This window comes from Mycobacterium sp. 852002-30065_SCH5024008, from assembly GCF_001665645.1.
GTDB classification, from domain to species: Bacteria; Actinomycetota; Actinomycetes; order Mycobacteriales; family Mycobacteriaceae; genus Mycobacterium; species Mycobacterium paraffinicum.
The window spans coordinates 64148-87280 of sequence record NZ_LZSZ01000140.1; the positions used below are offsets into that span (position 1 = coordinate 64148).

At 67.7% G+C, this 23133-nt stretch carries 22 protein-coding genes and 2 pseudogenes; 18 read left to right on the forward strand and 6 right to left on the reverse strand.

The features are described from left to right. The first annotated feature begins 10 nt into the window (after positions 1–10). The 6 genes and pseudogenes from A5781_RS17850 to A5781_RS17875 all read left to right on the forward strand — a co-directional run bounded on the left by A5781_RS17850 (position 11) and on the right by A5781_RS17875 (position 5692). On the forward strand, positions 11–1150 hold the full coding sequence (locus A5781_RS17850) for an acyl-CoA dehydrogenase family protein (RefSeq protein ID WP_067209122.1): 1140 nt from the start codon (positions 11–13) through the stop codon (positions 1148–1150). Then, positions 1147–2172 carry an acyl-CoA dehydrogenase family protein gene (locus A5781_RS17855; RefSeq protein WP_067209126.1) on the forward strand — a complete coding sequence of 342 codons (1026 nt, stop codon included), beginning with the start codon at positions 1147–1149 and terminating at the stop codon, positions 2170–2172. The genes A5781_RS17850 and A5781_RS17855 overlap by 4 nt, the downstream gene beginning before the upstream one ends. Positions 2173–2240: 68 nt before the next feature. After that, complete coding sequence (locus A5781_RS17860) at positions 2241–2720, forward strand: nuclear transport factor 2 family protein (protein ID WP_067209129.1); 480 nt, start codon at positions 2241–2243, stop codon at positions 2718–2720. Further along, entirely contained in the window at positions 2717–3586 is an 870-nt protein-coding gene (locus A5781_RS17865; protein WP_067209133.1) for an SDR family NAD(P)-dependent oxidoreductase, read from the forward strand. The genes A5781_RS17860 and A5781_RS17865 overlap by 4 nt, the downstream gene beginning before the upstream one ends. Before the next feature lies 1 nt (position 3587). Continuing rightward, positions 3588–4548, forward strand: a pseudogene (locus A5781_RS17870) (alpha/beta hydrolase); the annotation flags it as partial. Between the two features lie 67 nt (positions 4549–4615). Then, positions 4616–5692, forward strand: a complete 1077-nt coding sequence (locus A5781_RS17875; RefSeq protein WP_067209142.1) for a hypothetical protein — start codon at positions 4616–4618, stop codon at positions 5690–5692. A gap of 86 nt (positions 5693–5778) precedes the next feature. On the opposite strand, the gene A5781_RS17880 is transcribed toward A5781_RS17875, so the two are convergent. Both A5781_RS17880 and A5781_RS17885 read right to left on the reverse strand, forming a co-directional pair. After that, a complete protein-coding gene (locus tag A5781_RS17880) occupies positions 5779–6069 on the reverse strand; it encodes a ferredoxin (protein ID WP_067209233.1) in 291 nt (96 codons plus the stop codon). A gap of 4 nt (positions 6070–6073) precedes the next feature. Beyond that, positions 6074–7204, reverse strand: coding sequence for a Rieske 2Fe-2S domain-containing protein (locus tag A5781_RS17885; RefSeq protein WP_067209145.1), 1131 nt, complete (start codon positions 7202–7204; stop codon positions 6074–6076). 102 nt (positions 7205–7306) lie between these two features. On the opposite strand from A5781_RS17885, the gene A5781_RS17890 reads away from it, so the two are divergent. Continuing rightward, entirely contained in the window at positions 7307–9016 is a 1710-nt protein-coding gene (locus tag A5781_RS17890) for a 3-ketosteroid-delta-1-dehydrogenase (RefSeq protein ID WP_082939411.1), read from the forward strand. Here A5781_RS17890 and A5781_RS17895 read toward each other — a convergent pair. Beyond that, positions 9013–9702 (reverse strand): PadR family transcriptional regulator, encoded by a 690-nt coding sequence (locus A5781_RS17895; protein WP_067209148.1) that lies wholly within the window; start codon positions 9700–9702, stop codon positions 9013–9015. The two genes, A5781_RS17890 and A5781_RS17895, sit on opposite strands and share 4 nt — an antisense overlap. 130 nt (positions 9703–9832) lie before the next feature. On the opposite strand from A5781_RS17895, the gene A5781_RS17900 reads away from it, so the two are divergent. Beyond that, a complete protein-coding gene (locus A5781_RS17900) occupies positions 9833–10765 on the forward strand; it encodes a TIGR03619 family F420-dependent LLM class oxidoreductase (protein ID WP_067209152.1) in 933 nt (310 codons plus the stop codon). On the opposite strand, the gene A5781_RS17905 is transcribed toward A5781_RS17900, so the two are convergent. Continuing rightward, on the reverse strand, positions 10758–11594 hold the full coding sequence (locus A5781_RS17905) for a hypothetical protein (RefSeq protein WP_197503893.1): 837 nt from the start codon (positions 11592–11594) through the stop codon (positions 10758–10760). The two genes, A5781_RS17900 and A5781_RS17905, sit on opposite strands and share 8 nt — an antisense overlap. Positions 11595–11689: 95 nt before the next feature. Between A5781_RS17905 and A5781_RS17910 the strand changes: the two genes are divergently transcribed. Then, positions 11690–12814: an FAD-dependent oxidoreductase gene (locus tag A5781_RS17910; RefSeq protein WP_067209155.1), complete on the forward strand. Its 1125-nt coding sequence runs from the start codon at positions 11690–11692 to the stop codon at positions 12812–12814. A 2-nt stretch (positions 12815–12816) separates the two neighbouring features. Here A5781_RS17910 and A5781_RS17915 read toward each other — a convergent pair whose 3' ends face one another. Together A5781_RS17915 and A5781_RS17920 are read right to left on the reverse strand one after the other, a co-directional pair. Further along, the gene (locus A5781_RS17915; protein ID WP_067209159.1) at positions 12817–14256 is read right to left on the reverse strand and encodes a multicopper oxidase family protein; all 1440 of its coding nucleotides are present in this window, start codon (positions 14254–14256) and stop codon (positions 12817–12819) included. A gap of 3 nt (positions 14257–14259) precedes the next feature. Continuing rightward, positions 14260–15006 (reverse strand): ArsR family transcriptional regulator, encoded by a 747-nt coding sequence (locus A5781_RS17920; RefSeq protein WP_156622642.1) that lies wholly within the window; start codon positions 15004–15006, stop codon positions 14260–14262. Positions 15007–15059: 53 nt separating this feature from the next. Here A5781_RS17920 and A5781_RS17925 point away from each other — a divergent pair, with 53 nt between their 5' ends. The 9 genes and pseudogenes from A5781_RS17925 to A5781_RS17970 all read left to right on the forward strand — a co-directional run bounded on the left by A5781_RS17925 (position 15060) and on the right by A5781_RS17970 (position 23037). Further along, on the forward strand, positions 15060–16307 hold the full coding sequence (locus A5781_RS17925; RefSeq protein ID WP_067209162.1) for an APC family permease: 1248 nt from the start codon (positions 15060–15062) through the stop codon (positions 16305–16307). 38 nt (positions 16308–16345) lie between these two features. Next, positions 16346–16672 (forward strand): helix-turn-helix transcriptional regulator, encoded by a 327-nt coding sequence (locus A5781_RS17930; RefSeq protein ID WP_067209165.1) that lies wholly within the window; start codon positions 16346–16348, stop codon positions 16670–16672. Next, a pseudogene (gene arsB, locus A5781_RS17935) lies at positions 16669–18169 on the forward strand (ACR3 family arsenite efflux transporter). The gene A5781_RS17930 and the pseudogene arsB overlap by 4 nt, the downstream one beginning before the upstream one ends. A gap of 26 nt (positions 18170–18195) precedes the next feature. After that, positions 18196–18603 carry an ArsI/CadI family heavy metal resistance metalloenzyme gene (locus tag A5781_RS17945; protein ID WP_067209175.1) on the forward strand — a complete coding sequence of 136 codons (408 nt, stop codon included), beginning with the start codon at positions 18196–18198 and terminating at the stop codon, positions 18601–18603. 46 nt (positions 18604–18649) lie between these two features. Next, a complete protein-coding gene (locus A5781_RS17950; RefSeq protein ID WP_067209178.1) occupies positions 18650–19147 on the forward strand; it encodes a flavin reductase family protein in 498 nt (165 codons plus the stop codon). 2 nt (positions 19148–19149) lie between these two features. Beyond that, positions 19150–19839 carry a pyrimidine reductase family protein gene (locus A5781_RS17955; RefSeq protein WP_082939412.1) on the forward strand — a complete coding sequence of 230 codons (690 nt, stop codon included), beginning with the start codon at positions 19150–19152 and terminating at the stop codon, positions 19837–19839. A 144-nt stretch (positions 19840–19983) separates the two neighbouring features. After that, positions 19984–20325, forward strand: a complete 342-nt coding sequence (locus A5781_RS17960; RefSeq protein ID WP_067209182.1) for a hypothetical protein — start codon at positions 19984–19986, stop codon at positions 20323–20325. 101 nt (positions 20326–20426) lie between these two features. Further along, positions 20427–22211: a serine/threonine protein kinase PknE gene (locus A5781_RS17965; RefSeq protein ID WP_067209185.1), complete on the forward strand. Its 1785-nt coding sequence runs from the start codon at positions 20427–20429 to the stop codon at positions 22209–22211. Positions 22212–22218: 7 nt separating this feature from the next. Further along, entirely contained in the window at positions 22219–23037 is an 819-nt protein-coding gene (locus A5781_RS17970) for a DUF1707 domain-containing protein (RefSeq protein WP_067209188.1), read from the forward strand. Positions 23038–23133: the final 96 nt, after the last annotated feature.

Below are 23133 nucleotides of genomic sequence, written 5' to 3' on the forward strand. Positions count from 1 at the left end.
AGATACGGTGATGGCGTTCTCCCGGTTGGTGCCCCCTACCTCAATCGACCCGTTGTCGACGCAGGGCCTTCGCGACGAGGTGCGGCAGTTCCTCGACGACCAACGGGCGGCCGGGGCGTTCACCCCGTCGGTGGACGCCTGGCTGTCGGGATGGGATGAAAACTTCACCGCCGCGCTCGCGGCGCGCGGCTGGTTGGGAATGACGGTGCCCGTCGAATATGGCGGCCACGGACGTTCGTTCCTGGAGCGGTTCGCCGTCACCGAGGAGCTGCTCGCCGCAGGCGCCCCCGTCGCTGCGCACTGGATCGCCGACCGGCAGATCGTGCCGTCATTGCTGAAATACGGAACAGAGTCACAGAAGTTGGCTTTCCTGCCGCGGATCGTGCGCGGCGAGTGCTTCTTCGCCATCGGCATGAGCGAGCCGGAGTCCGGTTCCGACCTGGCCAGCGTGCGCACCAGGGCGCTGCGCATCGACGGAGGCTGGTCGCTGACCGGCACCAAGGTTTGGACGTCGGGCGCACACCTCGCGCACGCGTTCATCGTGCTCGCCCGAACAGCGCCACTGGATCCAGAGCACCGGCACGCCGGACTGAGCCAGTTCATCGTCGACCTGCGCGGGCCCGGGGTCGACGTGCGCCCGATCGTCTCGATGAACGGCGCCCACCACTTCAACGAGGTGGTACTCGACGAGGCGTTCGTCCCCGACGACATGGTGTTCGGCGCAATCGGTGACGGCTGGCGGCAGGTGACTTCCGAGCTGAGCTTCGAGCGGAGCGGACCCGAGCGTTACCTGTCGACCTTCGTGCTGCTGGCCGCCTGCGCCGACCGGATGGCGGCGAATGCCATTCCCCGCAACGCGGAGCTGGGGAGGCTCGTTGCGCGGGTCACCGGTCTGCACCACATGTCCACCGCGGTTGCCGGCGCGTTGGAACGGCGCGAGCCGGCCGACATCCCCGCCGCCTTGGTCAAGGTGCTCGGCACCACCACCGAAGGCGACATCGCCGAGTTCGCCGACCTGCAGGACTTCCCCGATCGGATCTTCGCGGAGTTGGTGCGTGCCGCCGTGGACCAGCGCCCGGGGTTTACTCTGCGCGGCGGCACCAATGAGGTGCTTCGCGGAGTCGTCGCCCGCGGATTGGGGCTGCGGTGAGCGCCTGGCCGTCCGTCGACGAAGCCCTGGCCGACATGATGGGTGCCGTCTTTGCCGGTCGCCGCGAAAAGCTCGTGGGCGAAAAGCTCGTCGAGCGGGGCTCTGACCTGTGGCACCAGCTCGCTGAGCTCGGTCTGCTGCGCCTCACCGGTGCGGTCGAGCACGGCGGCAGCGGGGCTGGGTGGTACGAGGCGGCCGAACTCCTGAAGGCGGCGGTGCGCAGCGGTATTCGGATCCCGCTGGCGGAGCACGACTTGTTGGCATGCTGGCTCTTGGAGGCCTGCGGGTCGGCCGCCGACGGCGCGGCGCGGACGGTCTGCGTGGTCGACACGCATGGCGTCGCGACGCACGTGCCGTGGGCGAGCGCGGCCGAACGGGTGGTGGTCGTATGGCGCGCCGACGGGCAATATCGCGTCGCCGACGTTGCAGCCGAGACGCTCACCATCACCCCCGGCGCCAATTTGATCGGTGAACCACGCGACACCGTGGCTGCCGAGCTCTCCGGCTTGCAGGGAACGCCCATCGGCCCGGCCCTGGTCAGCCAGCTGCGGCTGAAGTCGGGGTTGGTGCGGGCGATCCAGGTGTGTGCCGCCCTGGACGAAATACTGCAACTCTGCATCGAGCACGTCACCTCACGAACCCAGTTCGGACGCCCGTTGTCGAAATTTCAAGGCGTTCAGCACCTGGTCTCCGACGTTGCCGCCGAGGCCGCGCTCGCCAGGGCCGCAACCGAGGCGGCGTTGACGGCCGGCGTCACGGCAGAGTGGGCGAGCCCGACCCTGGAATTCCTTGTGGCCGCGGCGCGTTCGTGTGCGGGCCACGCGACATCCGTCGTGGTGAGAAACGCCCACCAAGTGCACGGCGCCATCGGCACCACCCGTGAGCACCGCCTGCATGAATTCACCAGGGCCGCGCTCGCGTGGCGATCGGAGTTCGGTTCGATGCGCTACTGGGACGACGTCATCACCGACGCTGCAATGCACGCGAGCGCCGGGGGCTTGTGGAGCCTCATTACCGAGTGACGGACGGTGTTCCACTCATCGGGCAGTCGCCGTGCCGCCGAGGCCACAGTGGAGTTTCATTCGATGCCATGAGCAACGACATCCCGCTGTCGGAACTGCAGGAGTTCATCGGCGAGTTCTGGTACCACTACGACGAGGCCCACTACGACGAGCTGGCGGTTAGATACGCCCATGACGTGCGCTACGTGACGAGAAGCGACTCGGGCGCAAGTCCTTTCGAGGACCTCATGTCGCCCGAGCTCAACGGCCGAGACGCGGTGATCGAGTGGTTGTCCCAGCATCGCAAGCAAAGCCCGTACCCATTGCGTCACCACGCCACCAACGTCCACCGCACCGGCGCCGACGGTGACGTCACCCGCGCGCGGTTCTACATCCTGGTGAACCAAATCGCTAATTTCGTGCCGTTCGCGGTCTCCAGCGGGGTTGTCAACGTCGCCGTCCGACGCGGCGAGAATCGGCTGCAATTCACCGAGATGAACGTCGTCCTCGATGCGACCAACTCGGTCCTGCTGGCGGACCTGCACGCCGACAGCACCGCCCCGTCATGACCGCCCGCGGCGTATTCTCCGGTGGCGTCGCCGTCATCACCGGGGCTGGATCCGGGATCGGTGCCGGTTTGGCGCGGCACGCCCACCGGTTGGGCATGACCGTGGTGCTCGCCGACATCGACGCCGACGGCATCGCCGCGCTGCGCGACGAACTGTGCGCGGCCAGCGGCACGGCCGTCGACATCACCTGCAACGTGCGTGATCCCGAGGCGGTGCAGGGCCTCGCGGACCGGGTTTACCGCGACTTCGGCGCGGTGCGACTGTTGGTGAACAACGCGGGCATCGAACAGTTCGGCTATCTGTGGGATACGCCGGTGACCAACTGGCAGCGCGTCGTCGACGTCAACATCAGCGGAGTCTTCTACGGCGTGCGGGCATTTCTGCCGAAAATGATGGCCGTCGACGAGCAAGCGTGGGTGTGGAACGTTGCGTCAGTCGGCGCCGTGGTCACAATGCCGTTGCAGACGCCCTACATCGTGAGCAAGCACGCTGTGCTCGCCATGACCGAATGCCTGTGCGCTGAGGTGCAATTGGCGGGACACGACCACCACATACATGTGCAGGCGGTGTTGCCCGGGCCGGTGGTGTCCAACATCTTCGAATCCGCGGGGGGTGTCGATGCCACGGAGACGGCTGACGTCGGCGCCGCCGAGACGCACCGCGAGGCCATGCTGGACATCAAAGCGGTGGCTATGGACCCATTGACGGCCGCCGAAACACTATTCGAACAGGCCGCCGAGGGCCGCTTCTACCTGCTCACCCATCCTGAAGTCGGGTCGGCGATGGCGGATCGCGCGGAAGTGCTTGCCACGCAACGACGGCCGGTACTGCGCACGGAACGCCGGTTCATTGCCGAACAGCTCTGACATGGGGACCTCCGAGCTGGACCCCGATGCCGACGCCCGCATCGCTTCGTTCGGTGACGTCCCACCGATGCGCCAGCGCGGGCTCGCGGCCGTGCGCGCCGCGCTCGAATCCGCGCCACCGCCCGAGTCAATGGCCGAGATGGCCGCCGTCACGGAGGTAGCCATCCCCGGTCCCGCGGGCGACATGCCGGCACGGGTCTACCGCCCCGACACCGAGGGTGGCGGACCCGTGCTGGTGTATTTGCACGGTGGCGGGCTCGTGATGGGGTCGAACCGCTCGTTCGAGCCCCTGGCGCGTGAGCTGGCTGCGGCGTCGGCAGCCACCGTCGTAGCGGTCGACTACCGCCTGGCCCCGGAGTGGCCGCCGCCCGCGCAGTTCGACGATGCGTACGCCGCGACGGAATGGGTGTCACGCAATGCCCGTCAGCTACGGCTCGACCCCGAACGACTCGGGGTGATCGGCGACAGTGCTGGTGGCGCGCTCGCGGCCAGCGTTGCGCTCGCCGCGCGTGATCGCGGCGGTCCGCCGATCTGCGCGCAGGTGTTGCTGTATCCGGGCCTGGACCGCGACATGGCGGCTCCTTCCCTCACCTCCTTGGCCGATGCCCCGATGCTCACCCGCGATGACATCAACTTCATGCACTCCCTGGTCGACGGCGATGCAGGTGCGCCCAGCAGCCCATACCTGGTTCCCGCCTACGCATCCGAGCTTGGCGGCCTCCCTGCGGCCATCGTCGTCACCGCGGAGTGCGACCCGATCCGGGATTGGGGTGAGCGGTATGCGACACGGCTGCGGGACGCCGGCGTGCAGACCACCCTGACCCGTTATCCCGGGATGTGCCACGGATTTCTGATGCGTTCCGATGCCACGGCGCGGGGCCGGCTGGCCATGGCCGAGATCGGCGCGCTACTGCGGGCGAAGTTCGGCCATCCGGTCCGGTTTTGACGTCCCGGTGACCGGGCTGCCGCCCCGCTTATCGCAACCGCGCTGCCCACAATCAGACCACGAACTGCAAAAGGAGACAGCTGATGCTCACCGACGACCGGCGGATGGAGCTTTCCGACGTGTTGCGGCCGGCCGCGCTGCCGCGCGAGGTCGACAACGTCTATACCGACGATCAGCGCGAACGCCTGCTCGACGTGGTACGCACGGAGGGGCCGTGGCGGTTGATCATTGCGCAACACTTCGCGTCCCCCGACGAGCTGATCGCCACCATGAGCGGCCTCTTCCCAGAGGGCTTCACCCCATCGCTCGACCTGTTCCTGACCCCGACCTTCCGCGGCTACCTCGCCAATTACGGCGCGGTGCTCTACCCACAGCTGCACGACTGCTTTTACAACGCGCAGTTCCTCGAGATGGCCAAAAGCTATTGGAACGCCCCGTACGCCAAACCACAGCTGATGCTGTTCAATATCAACGGGCCCTGCGCCAACCGCGACCCGGGACATTTGGACTCGCCGAGCTTTCGCGGCGTGCGTCACGAGAACGCGCCGACCTGGCTCACCAGCGTGATGGGTAAGTCCGGCCTTTTCGGCGACTACCTGATCAAAATGGCGCAGGTGATCACTTGGTTCTCGCTCGACCCCGGGAGCGGATTCACCTACTGGCCCGACGGGCCGCTCAAGGCCCCCAAACGCGTTTTGCCGCCGATCAATAACCGTGGCGTGGTGGTGCAGAACGAAATGATGGTGCATCGCGGCGAAGCGAATGGACCACTCGAGCAACAAGTTCCGGCCGGATTATCCTTCGACACCGTCTTTTCCGGTGACCCCGGTGACCGGGATCAGTGGTTGCTCAAGAACGGCGACGAGGTGATCGCCCGCCACCACACCGACCAACTGCGGTTCCTGGTGCACTGGTCCGCCGAGGTGTTCACCGACCACGACGAGCTGAAGAAGAACATGGAGGGCTCGCACGACCTGACCATCGAGAAGGCCATTGACATCATGGTCGACGACCTCAACGGCAGGGGCATCAAGCTTGACATTCCCAGTGAACCATTGCACGACCCGGCGTTCATCAGCGCGCTTAACGCCGGCTACGACCTGGGCGGCCCCGCCGTCTACCCCGAAGAGGCGCCCATCAGCGCATTCCAGCTCGCCTGATGGGATCACCTCACCGCCGAGCGTCGACTCGTCTGCACGGAAACGCCTTCAAAGCCAACATAGTTCGGCAGTCGGCGGAATAAGGGTCAAGCAGTTTCGTCGACGACGGCCAAACCGCCACGCCGCACGGCTTCGAGCATCGACTCCTGCAACGCCGAACACGCCAGGAACACGCCACGACCGCCGGGCGTGGCGATACTCTGCGCTTCGGCACGCTCGACGCACCGGGCCGTCGCATCGGCGTTCCACTGCACGCTGGTCTGATTCCAGCTACTTTTGCGAGCAAGTACCTGCGCCCCGCACCTGCGGCACCCCACGGGGCGCATCGGCATCTCGTCGAGGCGATTGTCTTGCCGCACAGACGAATCGAGCGACATCACGCTAGCCAGCGCCCTGCGCGGCCATGTTGGCCTCGACCTCTTTCATCCACGCCTCGTGGGGCCGGGTGGTGTCGAGCTCGAACTCGAAGCGGTCCACCATATCCGGTTGGACATCGGTGGCGTCGACGTAGAACTGCTGGTACCAGCGACGTAACTGGTAGACCGGCCCGTCCTCCTCGACGAGAAGCGGGTTGTCGATGCGCGCCTTGTGCCGCCAGATCTGCACGTCCTGCTCAAAGCCGATCTTGACGAAGTCACCCAGGCTGATCGCGGTCTTCAGCGCCTCATCGCCGGGCAACTTGTCCGACTTCTTGACGATGATGCCGTACTGCAGCACAAAGGAATTCGAGTCGATCGGGTAATGGCAGTTGATCAGGATCGTCTTGGCGTCGCCGTCCGTGTAGTGGTAGGTCAGGTCGTCGATCATGAAGGACGGCCCGTAGTAGGACGCCACCGACGTGGTCCCCAGCATCGTGGTCCCCTCGGGGCTACCGATGTCGGGACGACTCCCACCGTTCATGTACTGCGTGGCCACGTGCCCCTCGAAGATGTTCTTGAAATACGTGGGTAACGAGCCGTGTATGTAGAAGAAGTGGGCCATGTCCACCACGTTGTCGATGATCTCGCGACAGTTGCTGTGCACGACCGTGGTGTACCAGTGCCAGTCGGTCCACTCGTCGCTGGTGGCACCCTCGATGCGCGGGATCATGACCTCCGCGGGCGGCGGTTTGCGCTCCGGGTCGTTCCACACGAACAACATCCCGTCCTGCTGCAGCGTGGTCCACGCCGCAGTGCGCGCCAGCTTCGGCGTGCGCCGGCTGTAGGGCACCTGCTTGCACCGCCCGTCACCGCCCCAGCGCCAGTCGTGGAACGGGCAGGCGATCTCGTCGCCCTTGACTTCGCCCTGCGAGAGATCACCGCCCATGTGCCGGCAGAAGGCGTCAAGGACGTTGATGGTGCCGTTCGCGCTGCGGAAGACAACGAGCTTTTGTCCGAAGGCGTTGATCGCGTGCGGCTTGCCATCACCGAAATCCCGAATCAGGCCCAGGCAGTGCCAGCCGCGCGCGAACCGCGTCGGCACGGCCTGCGCTTCAATCTGCCGAACTTCGTCGACCTCGGACTGCGTCGTCATAGGGAAGATTAAACTCCCGTCGCCCCGTTTGCGGGGCCGCTTGTTCCCACTGATCAGGACGGCTCTTCCGTTGTCGGGCGGCCTGGGCATACGGTTTTGCGCGTGAACCCCCAGAGCGCGACGATCCCCGCCGGGCTTCCCGTGGCCGATGTGACGGTCGACCTGCTGGTGGTCGGGTCCGGGACCGGCATGGCCGCGGCACTGGCCGCCCGCGAACTCGGGCTGTCGGTGCTGATCGTGGAGAAGTCGTCGTACGTGGGCGGGTCGACAGCCCGGTCGGGCGGCGCGTTGTGGCTACCCGTCAGTCCCGTGCTGCGAGATGCCGGCGCCGGAGACTCCCCCGAGCGCGCCGCCGCGTATTTGGACTCGGTGGTGGCGGGTTCGGCCCCGGCGCAGCGATCGGCCGAATTCGTGGCTCATGTCGCGGCGACGGTCGACATGCTGCGCCGCACTACCCCGCTGCGGCTGTTCTGGGCCCGTGACTACTCCGACTACCACCCCGAGGAGCCGGGTGGCAGCGCGGCGGGCCGGACGTGCGAATGCCACCCGTTCGACACATCGATCCTCGGCCGGTACCGCACGCGGTTGCGGCCCGGCGTGCTCGAGGCCGGCGTCTCGATACCGACGACGGGCGCCGACTACCGGTGGATGAACCTCGTGGCCCGAGTGCCGCGCAAGGGCATTCCCACGTTCGGCAAGCGGGTGGCGCAGGGCTTCGGTGGGAGGATTATCGGTCGGCGCTACGCCGCGGGCGGCCAGGGTCTGATGGCCGGGCTGTTTGCGGGGGTGCTGCGCGCCGGTATCCCGGTGTGGACCGGTTGCCCGCTCGTGCGCCTGGACGGCGACGGGGAGCGGGTGACTGGCGCGGTCGTCGACTATGACGGGCTGGAGGTGACGATCACCGCCCGGCGAGGAGTGGTGCTGGCAACCGGCGGTTTCGACCACAGCATGGACATGAGGTGGAAGTTTCAGTCCGAGTCGCTGGGCGCCAATCTGAGCCTGGGTGCCCAATCCAATACGGGCGACGGCATTCGTGCGGGGCAGGAATTCGGCGCCGACACTGCTTTGATGGATCAAGCCTGGTGGTTTCCCGCCATCGCGCCCCTGCTGGGCAAGGCGCCGGCGGTAATGCTGGCGGAACGTTCACTGCCTGGAAGTCTCATCGTCGACCAAAACGGCCACCGATTCGCGAACGAGTCCGCGGATTACATGTCGTTCGGCCAGCGATTGCTCGAGCTGGAGCGGTCGGGCAGCCCCGTGGACGCGATGTGGATCGTCTTCGACCAGCAGTACCGCAACAGCTATGTCTTTGGCGCCGAACTGTTCCCGCGCATGCGCATCCCGCAAGCCTGGTACGACGCGGGAATCGCGGTGCGGGCGGACAACCTCGGCGAGCTGGGTGCCCGGATGAACGTTCCGGTGCCAGAATTCTGCGAGACGATGACTTACTTCAACCAAAACGCCGCTGTCGGTGAGGATCCCGACTTCGGCCGAGGGCGCAGCGCCTACGACCGCTATTACGGCGACCCGACGATCAAGCCGAACCCGAATCTGCGCCCGTTGGCCAAGGGCCCGTTCTACGCCGTGAAGATGGTGCTCAGCGACCTCGGCACGTGCGGCGGGCTCAATGCCGACGAGCGCGCACGGGTGCTCCGCGAGGATGGAAGCGTGATCGCCGGCCTGTATGCAATCGGCAACACCGCCGCCAACGCGTTCGGCACGACGTACCCGGGCGCGGGCGCGACGATCGCGCAGGGCCTGGTGTACGGCTACATCGCGGCCCGCGACGCGGCGCGGGACGCGACGGGCTAGTCCGCTTTGCGTTTGGCCTCGACCTGCTTCTCGACCTCACGCCAGTAGCCGGGCATCGGGCGCGGCTGCCCGAAGCCCCCCTTGGTCGCCTTCTTCAGGATGGCGTCCGCCTCGTCGATGTCCTTCATCAATTCGAGCGCGAACTCGCGCTCGGCCGCGTAGTACTTGGCCGCCCAGCGCAGCGCGATCACCGAATACGCCCATGCAGGTTGGGCCTCGGCGCCGTCGGCGTCCTCAACCGCTTTGCGGTGCCTGGCTTCGGCGTAGGCGACGTGTTCCTGCAGCAGCTCCTTGAGCCGCGCCGGGTTGCTGAGGTGACCAAACGTCACCCGCAACAGGACGCTGTGCTTGAGCACCGGGGGGTCCACCGGGGCGTTGTTGGTCCAGTCGGTGACAGCGGCCATCCCGGCTGGCGTGATCTTATAGAGTCGGCGGCTGCGCGTACCCTCGTCGTGCTCAACGCGTGAGGTCACCAAGCCCAGCCCCTCGAGCTTCTTCAGCTCGGTGTAGATCTGGCTGTAAGACGGACTCCAGTAGTAGAGATCGACGCTCCAGTCGATCCACTTTTTCAGGTCGTAGCCGGAGACCTCCTCCTCGTAGGACATCATGCCCAGCAGCGCCCAACTCGTGGCGGCAAGCGCCGCCTTCGACTTGTTTTCGCCGGTAGGGTCCGGTTCGGAGTCCACGACGCAAGGTTAACAACCCGGGACGAGGATCTGTTTGACGCGGACCGCTAGGCGGGATGCATGTGCTGGGCGATGGTCTCAGGGAGACAGCCGGTCCCCGGAGATGCGTGATGGCTTTGGAGGAAACACCATGAAGTTCGCGTTCCCCCTTCCGCACATGTTGCGGCTGCCGGCGATGACGCAACCCTGGGAAGCGGCCGTCACGGGGCCGGACCAAACCCGCATGATCAAATGCGCCGACCGTTGTGGCTACGACATGATCGCCGTCCCCGAGCATCTCGTCATCCCCACCGAGCACGTCGAGCTTTCCGGGCCGCACTACCTGCACCCGACGGCCGCCCAGGCCTACATCGCCGGTGCGACCGAGCGGGTCGCGATCAACTCCTGCGTCACCATCCTGCCGTTGCACCAGCCGATCGCCCTGGCCAAGGCGCTGGCCACGGCGGACTGGATGAGCGGGGGCCGGATGATGGTCACCTTCGGGGTTGGCTGGCTGGCAAGGGAATTCGAGCTCCTCGGAGTGCCCTTCGGCGAGCGGGGCCGCATCGCCGACGAATACCTCGCGGCCATCGTGGAGCTGTGGACCAGTGACACCCCGCGATTCGACGGCCGCTACGTGGCGTTCGACGGCATCGCGTTCGAACCGAAACCGGTTCAAAAGCCCCACCTTCCGGTCTGGATCGGCGGCGACGCCGATGCGGCGCTGCGCAGGGCGGCCAAGTACGCGTCCGGCTGGTGGCCGTTCCTGACGCCGCCCGAGCGGATCGCCGAAAGGCTCGACTACCTCAAATCCCAGCCGTCTTATGACGGCCGGCCGTTCGAGGTGATGCACGGGCTGAGCACCAACCGGGTCGGCGAAGGACACGTCGCCCGCGACGACCCGGCCGAACGGCCCGGCATGAGCGCCGACGAGATCGTCGACCGGTTGGCCTGGCTCGCCGAGCAGGGCGTGACGGTCAGCGCCGTGCCCATCCCCGCCGTCGGCGGCGTCGACGAATACCTCGACTACGCGCAGTGGGTGATCGAGGAAATCAAGCCCAAGGTGCCGGGACCGATCACCTGATCGTCAACCCGCGCTTGCGAACCCACAACACCGCGGCGACGGTGCCTGCGATCCAGACGGCCACGGCAACAGCCAGGTGCACGAAGCTCTTGGTGTCCCGACCGAACACCGGCCAGATCATCGCGGGCAGCTTGGTCCAGAGCACCTTGTGCTCGACCCCGTTCATCGGGTCGGCGACGTAGTACAGCGCGTACGGCAGGGTCAGCACCGTCAGCCAGCTGCCGGTGCGGCGCCGATCGCCGCGCTGCCGCCATCGCCGAATCAGCGGCTCGACGCTGACCGGATGCAGCACCGAGATCACGTTGCCCACCCCCAGCCAGGACACGATGGGCACGGCGACGGTCGGGATCGTGATCCCCAGCCGCCCAGGCGTTTCCAGGCACAGCGTCAACACCATGGCCGCCAGCAAGGTGGGCAGTCCGACGATCGCAAGCAGGGCAAGGTTTTTGATCAGCAGGATTCGCCAGAACGGCACGCCGTCGGACAGGCCGGCCAGGACGCGATAGTGATCGGCGCCGAACAGGTTGGTGGTGGTGACGTCGGCCAGCACCCACGATGAAAAATAGGTGCCAATTAAAATCACCCAGTCGGTGTGGTGGCGGCCGATGGTCAGCGGCTGCACCAGCAGCCACGCCGCGGCGAAGATGATGTTGGCGACCACGCCCATCAGCCACGTGCGGGGCGCGGTGAACGCCCACCGGATCTCCGCGAGCACCGCCGCCCCCATGGCCGGATTCGCGAAGTCCTTGGCGGCCCGCCGGGCGGCGGCCGGGCGCGGGGCCGACGCGCGCACGGCGGCGTGCAACGCGGCACGCGCGCGCGGGTGCATCGGCCGCTGCAACTCGGTGGCGATCAACTGACGTGCTCCTGGCAATCGGTCGATCAGTGCGTGGTCGGAAACGTCATGCCAGGCAGGATAGCGACATGAACCGCAAGCGTGTCGTCATTGCCGGGCTTGGAGACGCGGGTGTCCTGGCTGCGATCCGGCTGTCCGGGCACGCCGACGTCGTCGGCATCTCCGTCAAGCCCGCGCTGGTCAGCGGTCAGGAACTCGGCGTTCGGCTCTCGCGCCCGGACGATTGGGCCCGTGACTACTGGATTCCGTTCGACCGGTTCCGGCGCCTGGACCGGGTGCGGACGATGCAGGCCCGGCTGACCGGCCTGGACCTGGCCGCCCGCACCGTCGTGGGCAAACACGCCAACGGGGCTGACCTCGCGGAGGGGTACGACGCGCTGATCATCGCGACCGGGGTGAGCAACGGCTTCTGGCGCCGGCCGACGCTGCAATCGACGGCCGAGGTCGGCGCGGAGCTGCGTGCCGCGCACGACCGGCTGGCGGCCGCCGGCTCGGTCGCCGTCGTGGGCGGCGGCGCGGCGGCGGTGAGCAGCGCGCTCAACATGGCCACCACGTGGCCGGACAAGCGGATCGACCTGTACTTCCCCGGAGAATCGGCGCTGGGCGGACACCATCCGCGGATCTGGGGGCGGATTCACGCCCGACTAACGGCGCTGGGCGTGGGCATCCACCCGGGCCACCGCGCCGTGCTGCCCGACGCGTTCGCGGGCGACGAAATCACCGGTTCCCCGGTGTCCTGGAGCACCGGACAACCCCCGGCGTCCGCCGACGCCGTGCTGTGGGCGATCGGGCGGGTGCGACCCAACACCGATTGGCTGCCGCGCGAGCTGCTCGACGAGGACGGGTTCGTACGCGTGACCCCGGAGCTGCGGGTCCCGGGGCACCCGGGTGTCTTCGCGGTCGGCGACGTCGCGGCGACCGATCCGCTGCGGAGCTCGGCCCGCAACCGCGGAGATGCGTTGGTGGCCCGCAACGTCCTGGCCGAACTCAGCGGCGGGCGGCTCGAGACCTATCGTGCGCCGACGCGGCGGTGGGGTTCGCTGGTCGGTATTCAACCCAACGGGCTGGAGGTGTTTCTGCCCAGCGGGCACGCGTTCAGGTTTCCGGCGTGGTCGGTCGAGCGGGTGGTGATGCCGTGGATCGTGCGCTGGGGCATGTATCGCGGTGTGCGGGAGAATAATCCGCTTGATTGAGATCAGGCGCAGTTGAGCAGCAGCATGAGACCGTAATCCATGTGGATCTGCTGGTGGCAATGCAGCAGCGACAGGCCGGGCTGGTCGGCGACGAAGTCGACGTCCATGCTCTGGTAGCCGCCCAGCATCGCGACGTCCTTGCGCACGCCGGCCGTCGGCGTGCCGGCGAAGTGGGTGATTTCGAATGTGTGCCGGTGCAAATGCATCGGGTGCAGGTCGTCACTGGCATTGCGGAAGCGCAGCCGGTAGCGCTTGTCGCGCTGCACGTCGAGCACCGGATGGTTGGTGTCCATGGAAAACGGTGTGCCGTTGAAGGTCCACACGTTGAACCCGTTCTCTGCGGCATTGCGCTTCTCGATCAGCAGCTCGATCGCGCGGTCGGGCGGGGGGACGGGCGCGGGCCGCGCGAACAGCCGGTAATCCCACTTGAACGGCGGCGGCGCCGCCCACTGCGGATCCCCGCCGCGCCCGGCATATTCGACGACCACCCCCATGCCGCGGCCCCGGTCGTCGTCGGAGACGTCGCCCAGCACCCACACGCCCGGATTGGTCATGGTTACCAGCGCCGAGATGCGTTCGCCGGCGCCGAGCCACAGCACCGGCACCGGTGCCGGGTTGGGAACCGGATTACCGTCCAGCGCAATCACATTGAAGGCATGCCCGGGCAGCGCCACGCTGCGGGTCTCGGTGGCGCTACCGTTCAGCACGTGCAGCAGCACCCGCTGGCCGGTCCGCACGCGGATGGGGTCGCCGTGGCCCAGCATGCGGCCGTTGACGGCGAACGCGCCGTAGCCGACCTCGAAGCCGCGCGGTTCGCCGCGAGCCAGCGAGGCCGCCATCGCTGATTCGCCCTTGGCTTTGAGCTCCGGGTCTTCGTCGCCGGCCAGGAATTCACTGGCCATGTCGCCGCCGCGGCTGAACGTGGGCTCGAATTCCTTGAGCGTCAGGAAGATCTCTTGGTCATAGGCCCCGGAGTTCTGCCTGGGCTCGATGTAGACGGGGCCGACAAGTCCGGTGTACTGACCGCGCGACAGGTCGGATCGCGGCACCACATGGGTGTGGTAGAAGCGGAAGCCCGCCGGGCCGGGGACGAAGGAGATCCGCCGCATGCCGTGCGGGGGGATGTAGGGCGTGCCCTCTTCGGCGGAGCCGTCGACGTCGACGCCGACGTGCTGGCCGTGCCAGTGCAGCTGCTCGGGGGAATCGGTGTCGTTGAAGACATCCACCGTCGTCCGCCGGCCCTCCGTGAACCGCAGCAGCGGGCCGGGGAATTGTCCGTTGTAGGTCAGGGTCGACACGACGTGGCCCGGCGCCAATTCGACTGCGCCGGTGCCGATCCGCAGCGTGTAGTCGGCCTTACCGCCGGTCGGTTCGGGCCGCCCACACGCGGCCAGGGCGGCCACGCTGCCCCACTTGAGAAACTCACGACGATCGAGTGACACCGGTCATCGCCTCCGCGGGTATGCGTCCAGGACGGGCAACAGGAAGTCGATGCGGTCGTCCAATTCGCTTGCCACCCGCTCGAATTCGGGGTAGCGGCCCGCTGACGGATCGGGCAGGCTCCAGTGCATCGTCGTGACCAGGTCGTGGTCGCGCGCGTACTCACGGACCTTGTCGCACAGCGTGATCACACAATCGAAGCGACGCCGGGCCACGGCGGTCAACGGTTGGGGCCGCCGCCCACCGAGGTCGATGCCGTACCTGTCGCGCATGATGCGTATCGCGTTGGGGTGCAGGTGCGGTTTGGGATGACTGCCGGCGCTCGCGGCCCGAATGCGCCCCTGGCCCCTGTGCTCCAGCAGCGCCTCGGCCATGGGTGATCGTGCGCTGTTGCCGGTACACAGGAACAGCACCGACCGCGCCGCCGGCTTGGCGACCGGCGTCGGCGCGAGTGCGGGATGCAGCGCCGCGGCGGCCTCGCGAAACGCACCGGCGCAGCCCGTCAGGTTCAGGCGGTAATAGGTGTCGCGACCGTCGAAACTGCTGCGCCGCGCGTCGACGAGCCGAGCCGCGCGCAGCTGGCGCAAGTGATACGAAACCAGGTTTTGCGGTTCGTCAACGGCGGCAGCCAATTCCCGCACCCGGTGGTCGCTGCCCGCGAGTTCGGTCAGCAGCGCCCAGCGCACCGGGTGCGACGCCATCTGCATCAGCGACGGAACCGCCGTCTTGCTTGCCACCATCCCAGCAGACATTACATCAAACTAGTTTGATAGGTTAGCCACTGCGTGCGCGGTGAGGAGACCGATTGGCCGACAACGACACCGGCGAGCTTCGCCGAAGCCTGGGTTTGTTCGACGCGGTGACAATCGGGCTGGGCTCGATGATGGGCGCCGGGATTTTCGCCGCGCTCGGGCCGGCGGCGCGCGCGGCGGGCTCGGGCCTGCTGCTGGGCCTGGGGGTGGCCGCGGTGGTGGCCTATTGCAACGCCACCTCGTCCGCGCGCCTCGCCGCCCGCTACCCCGCCTCCGGCGGCACCTACGTGTACGGCCGCGAGCGACTGGGCGATTTCTGGGGATACCTGGCGGGGTGGGGCTTCGTCGCCGGCAAGACCGCCTCGTGCGCCGCGATGGCCCTGACCATCGGCTCCTATGCGTGGCCCTCGCACGCGCACCCGGTCGCCGTCGCCGCCGTGGTGGCGCTGACCGCGGTCAACTACGCCGGGGTGCGGAAGTCGGCCTGGCTGACCCGCGTCATCGTCGCGCTCGTCTTCGCCGTGCTCGCCGCGGTGGTCGTCGCCGCGTTCACGTCCGGAGCGGGTGACGCGGTACCACTCCGCCCGGTGGGCACGACCGTCGGCGGGGTGATACAGGCCGCGGGGCTGTTGTTCTTCGCCTTCGCCGGCTACGCCCGCATCGCCACCCTGGGCGAAGAGGTGCGTGACCCGGCGCGCACCATCCCCCGCGCGATACCGCTCGCCCTCGCCATCACCCTGGCCGTCTACGCCCTGGTGGCCGTCGCGGCGCTAGCGGTGCTGGGACCCCGGCGCCTCGGCCAGGCCACGGCGCCGCTGGTGGACACGGTGCGGGCCGCCGGGACGGCCTGGCTCGTTCCCGTCGTGCAGGTGGGAGCCGCGGTCGCGGCGCTCGGCTCCCTGCTGGCGCTGATCCTGGGCGTCTCGCGCACCACGTTGGCCATGGCCCGTGACCGCCATCTGCCCCACGTGCTCACCGCCGTGCACCCGCGGTTCGGGGTCCCCCACCGAGCGGAACTGCTGATCGGCCTCGTGGTGGCGGTCTTGGCCGCGACCGCCGACCTGCGCGGAGCCATCGGGTTCTCCTCTTTCGCCGTGCTCATTTACTACGCGGTGGCCAACGCCTCCGCGTTCACCCTCAGGCCCGACGAGGGCCGCCCGCTTCCGGTGATTCCGTTGACCGGCCTGGTCGGATGTGTGCTCCTCGCGTTCGCGATGCCGCTGTCGTCGGTGCTGTCGGGCGTGACGGTGCTGGGCATGGGCATCGCCGGCTACGCGATTCGGGTCGTCCGCGCGAAGTGAGGGTGGCGCATTGATTCGATAAGTGTTTATATAGAAGGATGTCGAATCAACAGGTGGCGTGCTGCCCGACCCTGGGGGCGGCCGCGATGGCCGAGTCCCAGGCCACCGAGCTGGCGACGATGTTCAAAGCGCTGGGCGACCCCGTGCGCCTGAGGTTGTTGAGCCTGATCGCCAGCCACCCCGGCGGCGAGGCGTGCGTCTGCGAGATATCGGCCACCTTCGACCTCTCCCAGCCGACGATTTCCCACCACCTCAAGCTGCTGCGCTCGGCCGGGCTGCTGGACTGCGAGCGACGCGGCACCTGGGTGTACTACTGGGTGATTCCCGCGGCACTGCAACAACTTTCGGCGGTCTTGAAGCCATGAACACACCAACGGCCACCCCAGCCGCGGCGTCGGCCCGGCTCCCCGTCATGGACCGGTTCCTGCCGATATGGATCGGCGCAGCGATGGCTGCTGGCCTGTTGCTGGGACGCATCGTTCCCGGGCTCGGAACGGCGCTGAGCGCCGTTGCCGTGCAAGGGGTTTCGCTGCCGATCGCGGTCGGCCTGTTGGTCATGATGTATCCGGTACTGGCCAAGGTCCGCTACGACCGGCTCGACGAGGTCACCGCCGACCGCAAGCTGATGGTGTCCTCCGTGTTGCTCAATTGGGTGGTCGGTCCCGCGGTGATGTTCACGCTGGCCTGGTCGCTGCTGCCCGACCTGCCCGAGTACCGCACCGGCCTGATCATCGTCGGGCTCGCCCGCTGCATCGCGATGGTCATCATCTGGAACGACCTGGCCTGTGGGGACCGCGAGGCCGCGGCCGTGCTGGTCGCGCTGAATTCGCTGTTTCAGGTGGTCATGTTCGCCGCGCTGGGCTGGTTCTACCTGTCGGTGCTGCCCGGGTGGTTGGGCCTGCCCCAAACCGGTATCCACGTCTCCCCCTGGCAGATCGCCAAGGCGGTGCTGATCTTCCTCGGCATCCCGCTGCTCGCCGGATACTCGTCTCGCCGGCTCGGCGAACGGATTCGGGGCCGCGACTGGTATGAGACGCGGTTCCTCCCCCGCATCGGGCCGTGGGCCCTGTACGGGTTGTTGTTCACCATCGTGATTCTGTTTGCCCTGCAGGGCCATGCGATCACATCACGGCCATGGGACGTGGCCCGCATCGCCATCCCGCTGCTGGCCTACTTCGCGATCATGTGGGCGGGCGGGTACGGCCTCGGACTGCTACTGCGGCTTGGCTACGCCCGCACCGCCACCCTGGCGTTCACCGCCGCCGGGAACAACTTCGAACTGGCCATCGCGGTGGCCATCGCGACCTACGGCGCCACGTCGGGGCAAGCCCTCGCCGGGGTTGTCGGACCACTGATCGAAGTGCCCGTGCTCGTTGGGCTGGTCTACGTTTCGCTTGCGCTGCGCGCCCGGAGGTTCCCGGCCGAGTCGACCCGAGGGGCCCGCGCCGATGTCCGGTAAACCAAGCGTCCTGTTCGTCTGCGTGCACAACGCCGGACGTTCGCAGATGGCCGCCGCCCTGCTGAGCACGATGGCCGAAGGCCGCATCGAAGTCCGCTCGGCCGGAACGCAACCCGCCGACGAGGTCAACCCCGTTGCGATTGCCGCCATGGCCGAACGAGGAATCGACATCACCGCCGCCAACCCGAAAATCCTCACCGGCGACGACGTGCGAACCAGCGACGTCGTCATCACCATGGGCTGCGGCGACGCCTGCCCTTACTTTCCGGGAGTGTCCTACCGCGACTGGAAGGTGCCCGACCCCGCCGGCCAACCGCTGACAACGGTGCGTGCCATCCGCGACGACATCGCCCGACGTGTCGAGGCGTTGATCGCCGAACTCCTCTCCACCACAACCCCGTAGCCCCGCACCCGAAGGAAGGACACCTCATGTCTCGTGTGCAACTCGCCCTCAACGTCGACGACCTCGGCGAGGCGATCGCGTTCTACTCCAAGCTGTTCGACACCGAACCGGCCAAGGTCAAACCCGGGTACGCGAACTTCGCGATCGCCGAGCCCCCGCTGAAGCTGGTGCTGCTGGAGAACCCCGGTCACGGGGGCAGCCTCAACCACCTCGGCGTGGAAGTCGCCACCAGTGACACCGTGCACGCCGAAATCGCCCGCCTCACCGAACGAGGGCTGGTCACCGAGGAGGAGCTCAACACCACCTGCTGCTTCGCCAGCCAGGACAAGGTCTGGGTCACCGGCCCCGGCGGGGAACGCTGGGAGGTCTACACCGTGATCGCGGACTCCGACACCTTCGGAGAAACCACCGACGAACCCTGCTGCCAGGCCTAGCGGCACCGCCCGATTCCCCCGCGGGCCGAACGGGAACACTGAGCGGATGGCCGACCCGGGAGAAGACGCGTTCGAAAAGCTGGTCGCGCTGCTGAACTACCCGATGTACGTCGTGACCACGCGGGCCGGCGGCGTCGCGGCGGGCTGCCTGGTCGGGTTCGCCAGCCAGACCAGCATTCACCCACCCCGATTTCTGGTCGGTCTGTCCCGGAAGAACCACACATTCCGGGTCGCCACCGAGGCGACTCACCTGGCGGTGCACGTGTTCGACCACGAGCACCTCGACATCGTGGAGCTCTTCGGCAGCCAGACCGGCGACACGATCAACAAGTTCGACCGCTGCTCGTGGCACAGCGGTCCGGAGCAGATGCCCATCCTCGACGACGCGGCCGCGTGGTTCGTCGGTGAAATCCTCGAGCGTTTCACGCTGGGCGACCACGTCGGGCATCTGCTCGCGCCGGTGGACGGCCGGCCGCCGCGGGAACTGGAAAGCTGGGTGTCGTTCAGCGACGTTCAGCATCTGGAACCCGGCCACGAGGCGTAGCAGTGATCCTCCGGGTGGGCACCGTCGCCGGCATCACCGAACTCGCATCGTTCTACGCCGATCCCCCGCCGGGCGTGCGCGCCAACATGATCTTCAGCGCCGACGGCGCGGCCGCGTTCGGCGGTCGGGCCGGTCCGCTGTCGTGTCCCATCGACCAACAGCTGCTGAAAACCCTGCGCGGCTTCGCCGACGTCGTCCTGGTGGGCGCCGGCACCGCGCGCGCCGAGAACTACGGCCCGGTGCGGCTCATCGACGCGACCCGGACCGCACCGCCCCCGATCGCGGTGATCAGCCGCAGCGGCCGGCTGCCGTCGAGGCTGTTCGACGACCCCGACCAGCCACCGATCGTGGTGACGTGCGCGCACGCCGCGGCGGCGCGAGACGACTTCGGCGACGGTGGGCGGCAGGTATTGGTGGCGGGCGAAGAATCCGTCGATGTGGCGCGGGCCGTCGCGCTGCTGCGCGCACGGGGGCTGCACCACATCCTGTGCGAGGGCGGACCGACCGTGCTCGACGAGCTGGTGGAAGCCGACGCCGTCGATGAGATCTGCGTGACTTTGGCCCCCAAACTCGCCGCCAGCCAGCCGGTGGGCCACCGCCTCACCCCGTCGTCGCTGCCCGCACCGGTGACGATGCGCCTCGAACACGCCCTGGTTTGCGACGGCTACGTGTTCTTGAAATATCGCCGCTGATTCCGCTCGACATGCAGCCGACGGACCCGCTTCCTATGATGGAAATGCCCGGTTGCGCACTCGTATCGAATCGCCTGCGCGGCATCATTTTCAGTTCCTCGCCGTCCACTTTCTCGAGCCACACAGAGGAGGACTATCGGCCAGGTGAGCAGCTCAAAAGACGACCATGACTACCGCAATCTGGCGGTCAACCGGCTGCGGCCCAGCGAACTTCAATGGGCGCTGAACCACGACGCCGTACACGGGATCGCGTACGCCTTCAAGAATCCCGTCGCCGTCGCCGAATCCATCGACGATCCGGACGACGACAGAATGACCTATCTGATCCGCGTCAAGCGCGACGACCTGGCCAACGCGTTCGGGAAGATCAACGACTGGATCACCGAAAACCCCGGCCCCGCCGGGATGCAGGCGTTCGGATTCGTGCGGGCCCTGTCCCGCGAAGGGCTGACCGAACGCACCAGCGGTGACGACGAACTCCGTTAATCCGCGTTGCCCTATTAGCTGGCTTTCGCTATTCGCCGTGCCCAGCGACCTGTGAAACCTTAGCCTTATGCCTGCGCACGGTCGGTGACTGAGGAGTCGGGATGGGTGACACGACCGCGGATTCGCGGGAGGGTTCGCAGTTCGGGCCATATCTGCTGCGGCGGCTGATCGGTCGCGGCGGCATGGGCGACGTCTATGAGGCCGAGGACACGGTCCGGGAACGCACCGTCGCGCTGAAGCTGATGTCGCAGACGCTGTCCACCGACCCCGTCTTCCGCTCCCGCATGCAGCGCGAGGCCCGCACCGCGGGTCGGCTGCAAGAACCGCACGTCGTCCCGATTCACGACTTCGGCGAGATCGACGGCCAGCTGTATGTCGACATGCGCCTGATCGACGGCAAAGACCTGGCCACCATGCTGAGCCGGTTCGGGCCGCTCTCCCCGCCCCGGGCGGTGGCCATCGTGCGCCAGATCGGCTCGGCGCTCGACGCCGCGCACGCCGCCGGCGTCCTGCATCGCGACGTCAAGCCGGAAAACATCCTGGTGAGCGGCGACGACTTCGCCTACCTCGTGGACTTCGGAATCGCCAGCGCCACCGCCGACGAAAAGCTGACGCAGATCGGCACCACCGTGGGCACCGTCAAATACATGGCCCCGGAGCGCTTCAGCGACTCCGAGGTCACTCATCGGGCCGACATCTACGCCTTGGCCTGCGTGCTGTACGAGTGCCTGACCGGGTCCCCGCCGTACACCGGCGACCAGATCAGCGTGATGGGTGCCCACCTGCACCAGCCGATCCCGCGGCCCAGTGCCGCGCGGCCCGGCATCCCGGTCGCCTTCGACGCGGTGATCGCCCGCGGCATGGCCAAGGATCCCGCGGACCGCTACGCCAGCTGCGGTGACCTGTCCGCGGCCGCCTACGCGGCACTGGCCGAACCAGACCAGGACCGGGCCACCGACATCCTGGCCCGCAGCCAGGTGGCGCGGATGCCGGCGGCATTCGCCGGCCAGCAGCCCGGCGGAATCGCCCAGGCCCCTCCCGCGCACGCCCCTTCGTCCGGCCCGATGTGGGCGGCGGTGCCGCCACCGCCCGGGGGTCCGGTGCCCCAGCCGACGGGCTGGGCCGGTGCCCCCACGTGGGGTCCTAGCACCGCCGGGGCGCCGCCATGGGGCCAGCCGCCGCGGCGGAGTAGAAAGCCTTGGCTGTGGGTGGGCGTCACCGCCACCGCCCTGGTGGCCATCGTGGGCGTGGCGCTCGCCGTCGTTCGGCCATGGGAGTCGTCGCCCCCGGCGACGCCGACCAAGCAGCCGCCACCACCGGACGCCGTCGCGCTCCGAGTCCTCGATGACGGTGTGTTCGTCGGCAGCTCGGCGGCGTCGATGACCATCGACATCTTCAACGAACCCATCTGCCCGCCCTGCGGCAGTTTCATCAGGTCGAATGCGGGTGACATCGACACCGCGGTGAACAACAAGAAGCTCGCGGTGCGCTACCACCTGCTCGACTTCCTCGACGACAAGTCGCACAGCAAGAACTACTCGACCCGGGCGGTGGCGGCGTCGTACTGCGTCGCCGGCCAGAATGAGGCCAAGCTCTACACCGACTTCTATTCCGCCTTGTTCGCCAGCAACTTCCAGCCGGCGGAGGACGCCGCGGAGGACCGCACCGACGGCGAACTGGCCCAATTGGCCAAGAACGTCGGCGCCGACGCCGACGTCATCACCTGCATCAAGTCCGGAGACGACGTCGGCACGGGCAAGGCGAAGTCCGCCAGCGGTTACGCGACGCTGTCCGGGCTGAACGCCAACTCCACCCCGTTCGTGTGGGATGGGACCGCGTCGGTGAACTATCAGGACCCGGCCTGGTTGACGAAGCTACTCGGATAGCCGGCCGATGCGCGATGACACCAGGGCGAGCGATGACGACCGCAACGACATCTGCCAGGTGCTCGACGCCGCGCTCGGTGACGGCCAGCTGTCGACGGAAGAGCACCGCGAGCGGGTAGCCGCCGCAACCAGGGCGACCACGCTGCGCGAGCTGCGGTCGCTGGTGACGGACTTGCAAATCCGCCCGGCCTCGGAGCAACCGCCGGCGTCGCGGTCACGAATCGGCCGACGCGGGGCCTGGGTCGCCGTCGCCTGCGCGCTGGTGCTGCTCGGCGCCGGCCTCGCCTGGGGACTGCAGGGCGACACCACGTCCGCCCCGCCGGCGTCGACCACCCCCACCGCGGCCCCTACCAGCTCCGCGGCCCTGACCACGAGCACGCCACCGCCGCAGCTGCTGACCCTGAGCGGGGTGAGCGGAGTGCTGGCCCAGATGCGGACGCAGTTCGGCGACACATTGGGCTACCAGCTGAACATCTACCAGGATCAGGCGGTCGTCGAACGCCCGGATACCGCGAACGCCCAAAAGTTGGTGACCTGGCTGTACCGCGACGGGAATTGGGCGAGCGTCGGGCCCAAAATGGCCCTGGCGTCCCGCCTGGCGGTCGGTGATCTGAGCAAGTTCGACGTGCAAGCCGTCGTCGGCGTCGTCCAGCAGGCACCCCAAACCCTGCACATCTACGACGCCAACCGGATCTTCCTGACGATCGAGTCGCGCAAGGACGGCGGCTTGCACTTGCAGATCAATGCCAGCGACGGCGCCCTCAGCGGCACCATCGTGCTGGCCGCCGACGGCACCGTCACGGAGATCGCTCCCCCGGCCCGATGATCCCGGCGGCCCGCCTCGCGCGGCCGACACGTGCCGGGGCGATGTGTTGTACGTTTCCTGCGGTGAGGCCAGTGGGCGCTCACCGCCATGGTCCTT